This is a genomic window from Pseudomonas halotolerans, from assembly GCF_039581215.1.
Taxonomy (GTDB): Bacteria; Pseudomonadota; Gammaproteobacteria; order Pseudomonadales; family Pseudomonadaceae; genus Aquipseudomonas; species Aquipseudomonas tehranensis.
In genome coordinates, this window is the sequence record NZ_JBCNTJ010000011.1 from 168,591 (window position 1) to 180,491 (window position 11,901).

The window sequence follows — 11,901 nt, forward strand, 5'->3', positions numbered from 1 at the left end:
CAACCCTAAGTAAACCTGCGAAGGCAATTACTTGTGGCGAGGGGATTTATCCCCGCTGGGTTGCGAAGCAGCCCTAAAAACTATCATCTGGTGTATCTGGTTAACTGCATTCAATTGCTTTGGGGGCGCTCCGCGCCCCAGCGGGGATAAATCCCCTCGCCACAACAGCGGCACCCGTTCCTGATCAACACGCCATACAAGAGGCCCCATGCCCAACCGCGCACCGCTCGACGCTGTCACCGCCCGCTGGCTTCCTTGGGTCGTGGCGATTGCCTTCTTCATGCAGTCCCTGGACGGGACCATCCTCAACACCGCCCTGCCCGCCATGGCCAGCGACCTGGCGGAGAACCCGCTGCGCATGCAGGGCGTGATCATTGCCTACATGCTCACCGTGGCGCTGCTGATCCCGGCCTCGGGCTGGATCGCCGACCGCTTCGGTACCAAGAAGATTTTCTTCGGCGCGATCCTGTTGTTCAGCTTCGGCTCGTTGCTCTGCGCCTTGTCCAACTCGTTGTCCATGCTGATCGGTGCCCGAGTGATCCAGGGCCTGGGCGGCGCACTGATGCTGCCGGTGGGCAGGTTGGTCGTGCTGCGGGCCTACCCACGCTCGGAACTCGTGCGGATCATGGGTTTCATCACGATTCCCGGCCTGCTCGGCCCACTGATCGGCCCGACCATGGGCGGCTGGATGGTGGAGTACCTGACCTGGCACTGGATCTTCATCATCAACCTGCCGGTGGGCATGCTGGGTTGCTATGCGGTGTGGAAGTTCATCCCGGACCTGCGCGGCAGTGAGCGTACGCCGTTCGATGGCCTGGGCTTTTTGCTGTTCGGCGCGGCGATGGTACTGATCACCATCGCCATGGAAGGCCTGGGTGAACTGCACCTGCCGCACTTGCGCGTGATGTTGCTGCTGTTCGGCGGCATGGCCTGCCTGGCCGCTTATTGGCTACGGGCCGGGCACATCGAAAACCCGCTGTTCGCACCGTCGCTGTTCAAGACCCGGACGTTCGCCGTGGGGATTCTCGGCAACCTGTTCGCCCGCCTGGGCAGCGGCGCCCTGCCGTTCCTGGTGCCGTTACTGCTGCAAGTGGCCCTGGGCTATTCACCGTCCCAGGCCGGGATGAGCATGTTGCCCCTGGCGGCCGCCGCGATGGTCGCCAAATCCGTGGCCCGGCCTTTGATCGAGCGCTTCGGCTACCGCAGCGTGTTGACCGGCAACACCCTGGCCTTGGGGCTGATGCTGGCGAGTATGGGCCTGGTCAGCGAACAGACGCCGTACTGGTTGCTGCTGGCGCAACTGGCGGTGCTGGGGGCGATCAACTCGTTGCAGTTCACCGCGATGAACACCGTAACCCTGATTGACCTGGACGACGCCAGCGCCAGCAGCGGCAACAGCCTGCTGTCGGTGGTGGCGCAACTGTCCCTGAGCCTGGGCGTGGCCTGCGCTGGCGCCTTGCTCGGCGGTTTTACTGCCCAGGTCGGTAACGACGGGGTGGACACCGTGCTCGGCGCGTTCCAGTTGACGTTCCTGACGGTGGGCATCATGGCGATGCTGGCGGCGACGATTTTTTCGCAGTTGTCGAAAGAGGATGGGCGGCGGACCAAGCGGCCGGATGAGCATATCGAGCACTAGAGCCCCTTGGATCCCCGTGGCGAGGGAGCTTGCTCCCGCTCGGCTGCGCAGCAGTCGCAATCCAGACGACACGAACTTTCAGGTACACCGTGTTGGCCGGTTTGGGGGCGCTTCGCACCCCAGCGGGAGCAAGCTCCCTCGCCACAGGGAATTCGTCCGCTTCAGAACTGCGCCACAGCTCGTCCAGAACTTTCGAGAAAAGTGGCACGAGGCTGCTACACTGCGCGACATTTTGTTTTGCAGGCCAGTCCCGTGACCACCATTGCCACCGCTTTTAATACTCTGCCGCTGTCCGCCGCCATGCTGGCTAACCTCGAATCCCTCGGTTATGCCCAGATGACGCCGATCCAGGCGCAGAGCTTGCCGGTGATCCTCAAGGGCATGGATCTGATCGCCCAGGCCAAGACCGGCAGCGGCAAGACCGCGGCCTTCGGCATCGGCCTGCTGAACCCGATCAACCCGCGCTTCTTCGGCTGCCAGGCACTGGTGATCTGCCCGACTCGCGAGCTGGCCGATCAGGTCGCCAAGGAAATTCGGCGCCTGGCCCGCGCCGAAGACAACATCAAGGTCCTGACCCTGTGTGGCGGCGTGTCGTTTGGCCCGCAGATCGCTTCCCTGGAGCACGGCGCCCACATCATCGTCGGCACGCCGGGGCGCATCCAGCAGCACCTGCGCAAGGGCTCGCTGGTGCTGGACGGCCTCAACACGCTGATCCTCGACGAAGCCGACCGCATGCTCGACATGGGCTTTTACGACGCCATTGAAGACATCATCCAGCAGACCCCGGAGCGCCGTCAGACCTTGCTGTTCTCCGCCACCTACCCGGTGGGCATCAAGCAACTGTCGTCCAAGTTCATGCGCAACCCGCAACAGGTCAAAGCCGAAGCGTTTCACTCCGACGCGCAGATCGAGCAACGTTTCTACGAAATCTCCCCCGAGGAGCGCATGGACGCCGTGGTCAAGGTGCTGGCGCATTTTCGTCCGGCTTCCTGCGTGGCGTTCTGCTTCACCAAGCAGCAGGTCCAGGAAACCGTCGATCATCTGACTTCCAAAGGTATCTCCGCGGTCGGCCTGCATGGCGATCTGGAACAGCGTGACCGCGATCAGGTGCTGGCGATGTTCGCCAACCGCAGCACCTCGGTGCTGGTGGCCACCGATGTGGCGGCCCGTGGCCTGGACATCGACGCACTGGACATGGTGATCAACGTCGAACTGGCCCGTGACTCGGAAATTCACATTCACCGTGTCGGCCGCACCGGGCGTGCGGGTGAAAAAGGCATCGCCATCAGCCTGGTGGCGCCGTCCGAAGCCCACCGCGCCCAAGCGATCGAGCAGTTGCAGAAGTCGCCACTGAGCTGGGACCAGCTGGACAACCTCAAGCCCCAGGGCGGCGGGCCGCTGCTGCCGGCCATGAGTACCCTGTGCATTGGTGCCGGGCGCAAAGACAAAGTCCGCCCCGGCGACATCCTCGGCGCCCTCACTGGCGACGCCGGTATCCCCGGCGCCCAGGTCGGCAAGATCGCGATTTTCGACTTCCAGGCCTATGTCGCCGTGGAGCGCGGAATCGCCAAACAGGCGCTGCAACGCCTGAACGATGGCAAGATCAAGGGCCGCTCGTTGCGGGTGCGGATCCTGTAAAACGATCTTCAATCCAAAGAAGATCCCTTGTGGGAGCGGGCTTGCTCGCGAAGGCGGTGTGTCAGTCAACATTGATTCGACTGGCACACCACCTTCGCGAGCAAGCCCGCTCCCACAGTGGTTTTCGGTGAAATTAGAATTTGTGAGAGGACACCGTTTTGCGCTCTACCGAAGTCGTGATCATTGGCGCTGGCGCCGCGGGGTTGATGTGCGCGCTGACCGCCGCCGGGCGCGGACGGCAGGTGATGTTGCTGGACCACGCCAACAAGGCCGGCAAGAAAATCCTGATGTCCGGCGGTGGACGCTGCAATTTCACTAACATGTACACCGAACCGGGCAATTTCCTCTCGCAGAACCCGCATTTCTGCAAGTCGGCCCTGGCCCGTTACACCCAGTGGGATTTCATCGCCCTGGTGGCCAAGCACGGCGTGCCCTATCACGAGAAAAAACTCGGCCAGTTGTTCTGTGATAACAAGTCCAGCGACATCCTCGGCCTGCTGCTGGATGAATGCGACCAGGCCGGCGTCAACCTGCACCTGGACACCTCGATCGAGCACATCGAGAAAACCGAAAGCGGCTACCTGCTGCAAACCACCCTCGGGGCCCTCACCTGCCAATCCTTGGTGATTGCAACGGGCGGGCTGTCGATCCCGACGTTGGGCGCGACCGGTTTCGGTTACCAGGTGGCCAAACAGTTCGGCCACCAACTGCTGCCGACCCGCGCCGGGCTGGTGCCGTTCACCATCACCGACCAGCTCAAGGCACTGTGCACCGAACTGTCCGGCACATCGGTGGATTGCCTGGTGAGCTGCAACGACCAGAGTTTTCGCGAGAACCTCCTGTTCACCCACCGCGGCCTCAGCGGCCCGGCGATCCTGCAGATTTCCTCGTTCTGGGAACCGGGTGACACGGTGCAGATCAACCTGCTGCCGGACCATGACCTGCCGAGCTGGCTGCAACAGCAACAGGCCGAACGCCCCAACAGCGAACTGAAAACCCTACTGGGCGAATTGTTCACCAAGAAGATGGCCACCCTGCTGGCCGACACCTGGTTCGTCTCCAAACCCATGAAGCAATACACCCACGCCGAACTGGCAGACATTGCCGAGAAACTGGCGAGCTGGAATGTCGTCCCGGCCGGCACCGAAGGCTACCGCACCGCCGAAGTGACCCTGGGCGGCGTCGATACCCGGGAAGTGTCCTCCAAGACCATGGAATCCCTGAAAAGCCCCGGGCTGTATTTCATTGGCGAAGTGCTGGACGTCACAGGACACCTGGGCGGCTTCAACTTCCAATGGGCCTGGGCGTCGGGTTACGCCGCCGCGCAATACGTCTGACACAACACACATCAAATGTGGGAGCGGGCTTGCTCGCGAATGCGGTGAGTCAATCAATTCGATGCTGGCTGACACACCGTATTCGCGAGCAAGCCCGCTCCCACAGTAGGTCGGGGGTGCATCCCGGAACACTTTTTGCTGCCGGATGTGATCGCCGCCATTGCGTTGGCGTCATTACTGCCTCAACTTAGCGTCATTGCCCGTCAGGCCCGTGCACTTCATGTCATCGACCTCGTTTAGTCAGTCTCTGCGTCGCCTTTGGGCGTTGGATAAATTCAGTTATAGCGTGCGGGTGTTCATCGCCCTGACCGGCAGCATGGCGCTGTGCTGGTATCTGGATAAGATGGCGCTGCTGATCCCGCTGTTCCTGGGCATCATCGCCAGCGCCCTGGCCGAGACCGATGACAGCTGGCAGGGCCGCCTCAACGCGCTGGCCGTGACCCTGGTGTGCTTCACCATCGCGGCGCTGTCGGTGGAATTGCTGTTCCCTTATCCGGTCCTGTTCATCGTTGCCCTGGCGCTGGCGAGCTTCGCCTTGACCATGCTCGGTGCGTTGGGCGAGCGCTATGGCGCCATTGCCTACGGCACATTGATTCTCTCGGTCTACACCATGATCGGCGTGGATCAGCGCGGTGGCGCGGTCACCGATTTCTGGCACGAACCTTTATTGCTGGTGGCCGGTGCAGCATGGTACGGCCTGCTCTCGGTGCTGTGGCAGGCGCTGTTTTCCAACCAGCCGGTGCAGCAAAGCCTGGCGCGGCTGTTTCGCGAGCTGGGACGCTACCTGAAGCTCAAATCGTCGCTGTTCGAGCCGATCCGCCAGTTGGATGTCGAAGCCCGCCGCCTGGAGTTGGCCCAGCAGAATGGCCGGGTCGTCGCCGCGCTTAACGCGGCGAAGGAAATCATCCTGCACCGCGTCGGCAACGGGCGACCGGGCTCGAAAGTCAGCCGCTACCTGAAGCTGTACTTCCTCGCCCAGGATGTCCATGAGCGCGCCAGCTCTTCCCACTACCCCTATAACGCCCTGGCCGAAGCGTTCTTTCACAGCGACGTACTGTTCCGCTGCCAACGCTTGCTGCGTCAGCAAGGTAAAGCCTGCCAGGCGCTGGCCGAGTCGATCCAACTGCGCCAGCCATTCGTCTATGACGCCAGCTTCGCCGAGGCCTTGAACGACCTGCACGCCTCTCTCGAACACCTGCGAATCCAGAGCAACCCGGCCTGGCGCGGGTTGCTGCGTTCACTGCGGGCCTTGTCGGCGAACCTTGGCACCATGGACCGCCTGCTCAGCGACGCGAGCAACCCCGACGCCCTGGCCGACGCCACTGATAGCAGCCTGCTGGATCGCTCACCGCGCACCCTGAAGGACGTCTGGATCCGCTTGCGTACACAGCTCACGCCCACCTCGCTGCTGTTCCGGCATGCCCTGCGCCTGCCCCTGGCGCTGAGTGTGGGTTATGCCATGGTGCATCTGATCCACCCGTCCCAGGGCTACTGGATCATCCTCACCACGCTGTTCGTGTGCCAACCCAACTACGGCGCCACGCGGCGCAAGCTCGGTCAGCGGATCATCGGCACCGCCATCGGCCTGACGGTGGCCTGGGCGCTGTTCGATCTGTTCCCCAACCCGCTGGTGCAATCGTGTTTCGCCATTGCCGCCGGGGTGATCTTCTTTACCAACCGCACGACCCGCTACACCCTGGCAACTGCCGCGATCACGATCATGGTGCTGTTCTGCTTCAACCAGGTGGGCGACGGCTACGGACTGCTGCTGCCACGACTGTTCGATACGCTGCTCGGCAGCCTGATCGCCGGCCTTGCGGTCTTCCTGTTCCTGCCGGACTGGCAAGGCCGCCGGCTGAACAAGGTGCTGGCCAACACGCTAACCTGCAACAGCATTTACCTGCGCCAGATCATGCAGCAATACGCCGCCGGCAAGCGCGACGACCTGGCCTACCGCCTGGCCCGACGCAACGCCCACAACGCCGACGCCGCATTGTCCACCACCCTGGCAAACATGCTGATGGAACCGGGGCATTTCCGTAAGGAAGCCGATGTCGGGTTCCGCTTTCTGGTGCTGTCACACACCCTGCTCAGCTACTTGTCAGGCCTGGGCGCCCATCGGGAAACCCAGTTGCCCACAGACGTGCGCGAACACCTGATCGACGGCGCCGGGGTGAAACTGGCAGCGAGCATCGACGAAATCGCGCAGGGTCTAGCGAGCAAACAACCGATAGCGGTCCAAAGCGACGAAGAAGAAACCCTGGCCAATGAGCTTGAGCAGATGCCCGATGAAATCGACGAGGGCCAGCGGCTGGTGCAGACGCAACTGGCGTTGATCTGCCGTCAGTTGGGGCCGCTGCGCACATTGGCAGCCCATCTGGTCAAGGACACCAGCGAGGCTTGAGCAATGTGGTGAATGGACCGGCTCTTCGCGAGCAAGCCCGCTCCCACAGGGTACACGTTCCAAGTGTGGGAGCGGGCTTGCTCGCGAAGGGGCCAGCACTGCCACCGCAATCCCAAGATCACATCCCGTGCGCCTTCAATAACCGCGCATAACTGCCATCGGCCTTCATCGCCGCAATCTCCCGATCGAATCCCGCGACAATCTGTTCATGCTGAGGGTTCTTCAGGCTGACCAGGATGTGCAGGCTGTTTTCACTCACTGGCTTGGGCATGAACTCCACGGCGTTGCGCACCTTGGCGGATTCGCGAGCCAGGTAATAACGGGCGACGAATTCATCTTCCAGGGTCAGTTTCACCCGGCCGGCGGCAAGCATGCGCACGGCCATGGCGAAGTTATGCACAGGGATTTTCTGCATTTTCAGATCCTCATCGAACGCCTTGGAGTAGGCGTATCCGCGCACCACGGCGATGGGATAGGCATGCAACTGCTGCAGGTTCTCGTACTGGATGGGTGAGTCCTTGCGCTTGATCAAGCGCACGCGGTTGAGCAGGTACTCAGCCGAGAAACGGCCCACATGGGTACGCTCTTCGCTGTACCAGGCATTGATCAGCACGTCATAACGCCCCTCGCCGATGCCCAGCATCGCTCGGGCCCAAGGCACCTGCTCGAAGTCACTGGCATAACCGGCCCGCGCCAGGGCGGTACTGACGATATCGGTCGCCAGGCCCCCATTGACCAGCGTGGTGTCGGTAAAAGGCGGCCAGCCATCCGCCACCAGGCGCAGCTTTTGCGCGCCAGCGTTGTGGCTCAGCAACAGCAACCCGACCAAAGCAAGAGTTCGATGCAATCGCGGCATGCCAAACATCCTTGACGGGTTCAAAGCCCGGTTTGTTTTTAGCCGAAACTCAAGAGATGTCGTCAGACATCCGGTCCTAACATTAGCTCAATGGAACCGCTGCGCAGCGCTGGATTGAAGATTACACAAAGAAGGCCGCACGGCGACAACTCGATGATGGCATTTTGGCCTTTGTCACAGATTTACCGTCATTCAAGAAAGAGACTTCTGCAGCCAGCCCGCTTAATATCGGCACCAGGTTCTTCAGGAAATTCAAAAAATGGATATCGACTGGGTCTGCAAACATCACAGTGACCTGAGCAAGGAACAGCTGTACGCCATCCTCAAATTGCGCGCCGAAGTCTTCGTCGTCGAGCAGAACTGCCCCTACCTGGACGTCGACGGCCTGGACCTGGAGGGCGACACCTGCCACCTGATGGCCTGGCAGGACAATCATCTGGTGGCTTACCTTCGCTTGCTCGATCCACACTCGCAAAACAGTGATGTGGTCATCGGGCGTGTGGTCATCGCCCCCCAGGCGCGGGGACAGGGGATGGGCCATAAGCTGATGGAACAAGGCCTCAAGCAGGCCGAGCGGCACTGGCCCGGCACATCGATCTCACTGTCGGCACAGGCGCATCTGCAAGGGTATTACGCGCGGTATGGGTTTGGCGTGGTGGGTATCGAGTATATGGAAGACGGGATTCCACACATTGGCATGCATCGGCCCTGAAAAACGCATCGCGAGCAGGCTCGCTCCCACAGTAGATCACGGGCGACACAGATTTTATGTTTCAGCCGATCCATTGTGGGAGCGAGCCTGCTCGCGATGAGGCCAGCCCAGACACCACCCAAGATTCAGGGATACTCAAGCACCGCCTTGATTTGCTGCAAATTCCCCTCGATCCAGCGCCGATCAATCGCCCCCCAATCACGGATCCGATACTGCCCGGCATGGTTACGGGCGCCCTCTTGCTGCTCGAACTCACACACAATATCCAGGTCCGCCAGCGCCGCAACGGTGTCCTGCGCGGTGCGTCGCGGCATGCCGGTGACTTCAGTGAGCGCGGGGATGTTGCTGGCAGCGCCGCTGTCGATCAGGTACGCCACATACAAACGACGATAGAAGCTGCTTTTGGTCTTGCTGACATCCATAGGGTCAGTCCTTGTGTTGTTGCAGGTCACGCCAGGTCAGGTACACCCGCAAGTCGAACTCCAACTGGTGATAGCCCGGCAGCATGTGCTCGCAGAGTTGGTAGAACGCTTTGTTGTGGTCCGACTCCTTGAAGTGAGCCAGTTCGTGCACCACGATCATTTTCAGAAACTCAGGCGCCGCGTCCTTGAACAGCGCAGCGATACGAATTTCTTTCTTGGCCTTGAGCTTACCGCCCTGCACCCGTGAAATCGCAGTGTGAAGGCCGAGCGCACGGTGGGTCAGGTCCAGGCGATTGTCGAACAGCACCTTGTCGATAGCGGGCGCGTTACGCAGGTATTGCTGTTTGAGATCCAGTGCATAACCGTACAGGGCCTTGTCGCTCTGGACCGAATGCCGGTCGGGATAGCGCTGATGCAGGTAATCGCCCAGCCGATCCTGGGCAATCAATTGCTGCACTTGGGCTTGCAGGGCGGCGGGGTAAGCCTGGAGGTATTTGAGCGCGATCATCGGCGGCAACACAGTCACAAAAGGCGCCAGTGTAGCGAATTCAGACCTGCATCGCGCTCCAGTCAAATGGCCGGGCAAAGGCATCGGTGTCTTCGGCCATCAAGGGCCGCGCTACCAGGAACCCCTGCACATACTCGCAGCCGTGGGCCTTGAGCCATTGATACTGCTCAGGCGTCTCTACGCCCTCGGCGATCACCCGCAAACCCAATTGCTTGCACAAATCGATGACCGACGCCGCCAGTGCCGCATCCCGCGGTGAGCCTGGCAGACGGGCGATCAGGTGTCGATCAAGCTTGAGGGTATCGAGTTCCAGATCCCGCAGATGCGCCAGCGAGCAAGGCCCGGACCCGAAATCATCAAGCGCCACCCGCACCCCGAGGTTATGCAGCAGGCGCAATTGCTTATGGGTTTCGTCGGGGTTGCGCATCAGTGCGTCTTCAGTCACCTCAACCTCAAGTTGCCGGGGTTTGAGGGCATGTCGCTCCAGGACCTGGCGCAGTTCGGTCACAAGGTTAGGCAAACCGAACTGAGTACTGCTCAGGCTTACCCCCAGTACCAGATCATCCGCGAACAAGCGCTCCCAGACTTTACGCTGGGCCGCGCTGCGATGATAAATCCAGCTTCCTAATCGACTGATCAACCGAGCCTCTTCCAGCAATGGCAGGAACAGGCCTGGCGGTACATCACCCACGCTGGGGTGCTGCCAGCGCAACAGCGCCTCGAACCCACGGATTCGCCCGTCGCCGACCCCTACCTGAGGCTGGTAGACCATATTGAAGTCACGGTTCTCGATGGCCGAGCGCACACTTTCTTCGAGCATCAGCCGTGAACGGGCTCGACCGTTCATTTCGTGATCGTAAAAACGGTATTGCTGACGGCCAGCGCGCTTGGCCTCGTACATGGCGATGTCGGACGCACGCAGCAGACCATCGAGATTGGCACCGCAGTCCGGGTACGTCGCAATGCCGATGCTGGCCCCCAGCGCTACGTCCATGCCCTCGATCTGTTGGCAAATCGACACCCGTTCGATGAGTTTCTCGGCAATCTTGGCCGCTTGCTCCGGAACTTCCAGATCCAGCAGGGCCGTGAACTCATCGCCGCCCAGCCGGGCCAGAATGTCGAACGGGCGCAGGCACGCCTTCAGTTGTTCCGACACCCAGCGCAACACGCGGTCACCCGCATCATGGCCCAACGAATCATTGACCCGTTTGAAGCCATCCAGGTCCAGGTACAACAGCACCCAGTTGCTTTCCAGGCGCTCGCTGCGCATCAGCAGGTTTTCGGCTGTCTGATAAAATCCCCTGCGGTTGAGCAGACCGGTCAGCGGGTCAGTAACGGCCTGGTATTCGAGTTGCTGGTGCAAGTGACGCACCACTGACATGTCCTGAAGCGTTACCACCATAGCCCTCTGCTCCGCAGGCAGGGGCGCACACGACAACGCCACCGACACTTGCTGGCCTGGCGCGGTGCGCAGGACCGCATCGTGCAGGCGCCAGGTCTGCCCCCGGCAGTAGGCGACATGGATATCGGAGTCGATCCACTCGGGGATATGGGGTTTTTGCAGGAAATCCAGGAGCGGCATGCCCTGCAACTGCTCGGCGGTAGCGTTAAGCAGGCGGCAGGTAGACGGATTGGCGAAGCGAATACACCCGCTTTCATCCACCACGAGAATGCCTTCGGCAGCGTTATCCAGCACCGAAGCGTTGAAAGCCCTGGCCGCTTCCAGATCCTGGCTCAGGCGCTGCAAGGCCCGACGATTGCGCTGGTGCTCGAGCAGCGCATGAACCTTGGGTTTGAGAATCTGCGGATCGAAAGGTTTGAACAGATAATCCACGGCGCCGCTGGCATAGCCTTTGATCACTGCATCCTGGGATTGCTCGTTGGCGGTCAGGAAAATGATCGGGGTCATTCGTGTCCGCTGGCTGCCGCGCATCAGACGCGCCACCTCAAAACCATCCATGTCGGGCATCTGCACATCCAGCAGAACCAGATCGATGTCATGTTCGAGTAGAAGATTAAGGGCTTCGACACCCGAGGACGCGGTCATCACCTTCCAGTCCTGACGCTGCAACAACGCTCGCATGCTGAGCAGGTTTTCAGGGTAATCATCAACTATCAAAAGGACGGAACTGTCTTCGCCAAGCGGTGGTTGCACGCATTCCATGCTGCTTCTCTTATCGGGCGTCACGTCCGTCCTGACGTAGCAAGGCGGACAAATACTGTGTCCTCACTCTAGACCGTGATTCTGAAAAGCAGTAGGTGTCATCGCGCCATCATCCAGACAAAGCCCAAAATAGCCGACTAACGGTCACCCTCCTCAGGCACAAAAGCTGCAACGACACCTTCGACGGACAATTGACGTCAATCATCCGCCGGACGGTCACCCCC

Annotated in this window: 9 protein-coding genes; 5 read left to right on the top strand and 4 right to left on the bottom strand. The window is 60.9% G+C overall.

Annotated features, from left to right (window positions below; translation table 11 throughout):
* Positions 1-208 precede the first annotated feature (208 nt).
* The 4 genes from mdtD (at position 209) to yccS (ending at position 7,015) form a co-directional block, all read left to right on the top strand.
* A complete protein-coding gene (gene mdtD / locus AAIS01_RS16550) occupies positions 209-1,636 on the top strand; it encodes a multidrug transporter subunit MdtD (protein WP_343469802.1) in 1,428 nt (475 codons plus the stop codon).
* Positions 1,637-1,936: 300 nt separating this feature from the next.
* Complete coding sequence (gene dbpA / locus AAIS01_RS16555) at positions 1,937-3,274, top strand: ATP-dependent RNA helicase DbpA (protein WP_256244261.1); 1,338 nt, start codon at positions 1,937-1,939, stop codon at positions 3,272-3,274.
* A gap of 158 nt (positions 3,275-3,432) precedes the next feature.
* Positions 3,433-4,611 (top strand): BaiN/RdsA family NAD(P)/FAD-dependent oxidoreductase, encoded by a 1,179-nt coding sequence (locus AAIS01_RS16560; RefSeq protein WP_343469803.1) that lies wholly within the window; start codon positions 3,433-3,435, stop codon positions 4,609-4,611.
* Positions 4,612-4,831: 220 nt separating this feature from the next.
* Complete coding sequence (gene yccS, locus AAIS01_RS16565) at positions 4,832-7,015, top strand: YccS family putative transporter (protein ID WP_343469804.1); 2,184 nt, start codon at positions 4,832-4,834, stop codon at positions 7,013-7,015.
* 118 nt (positions 7,016-7,133) lie between these two features.
* Here yccS and AAIS01_RS16570 read toward each other — a convergent pair whose 3' ends face one another.
* Positions 7,134-7,871, bottom strand: coding sequence for a substrate-binding periplasmic protein (locus AAIS01_RS16570; protein WP_343469805.1), 738 nt, complete (start codon positions 7,869-7,871; stop codon positions 7,134-7,136).
* 259 nt (positions 7,872-8,130) lie between these two features.
* Between AAIS01_RS16570 and AAIS01_RS16575 the strand changes: the two genes are divergently transcribed.
* Entirely contained in the window at positions 8,131-8,583 is a 453-nt protein-coding gene (locus tag AAIS01_RS16575; RefSeq protein WP_092401636.1) for a GNAT family N-acetyltransferase, read from the top strand.
* A gap of 125 nt (positions 8,584-8,708) precedes the next feature.
* Here AAIS01_RS16575 and AAIS01_RS16580 read toward each other — a convergent pair whose 3' ends face one another.
* From AAIS01_RS16580 to AAIS01_RS16590, 3 genes are read right to left on the bottom strand one after another with little or no spacing between them, the layout of a single operon-like run.
* Positions 8,709-9,005 carry a winged helix-turn-helix domain-containing protein gene (locus AAIS01_RS16580; protein ID WP_214912553.1) on the bottom strand — a complete coding sequence of 99 codons (297 nt, stop codon included), beginning with the start codon at positions 9,003-9,005 and terminating at the stop codon, positions 8,709-8,711.
* A 4-nt stretch (positions 9,006-9,009) separates the two neighbouring features.
* Positions 9,010-9,513 carry a M48 metallopeptidase family protein gene (locus AAIS01_RS16585; RefSeq protein ID WP_343469823.1) on the bottom strand — a complete coding sequence of 168 codons (504 nt, stop codon included), beginning with the start codon at positions 9,511-9,513 and terminating at the stop codon, positions 9,010-9,012.
* Between the two features lie 40 nt (positions 9,514-9,553).
* Positions 9,554-11,677 (bottom strand): putative bifunctional diguanylate cyclase/phosphodiesterase, encoded by a 2,124-nt coding sequence (locus AAIS01_RS16590; protein WP_343469806.1) that lies wholly within the window; start codon positions 11,675-11,677, stop codon positions 9,554-9,556.
* Positions 11,678-11,901 lie beyond the last annotated feature (224 nt).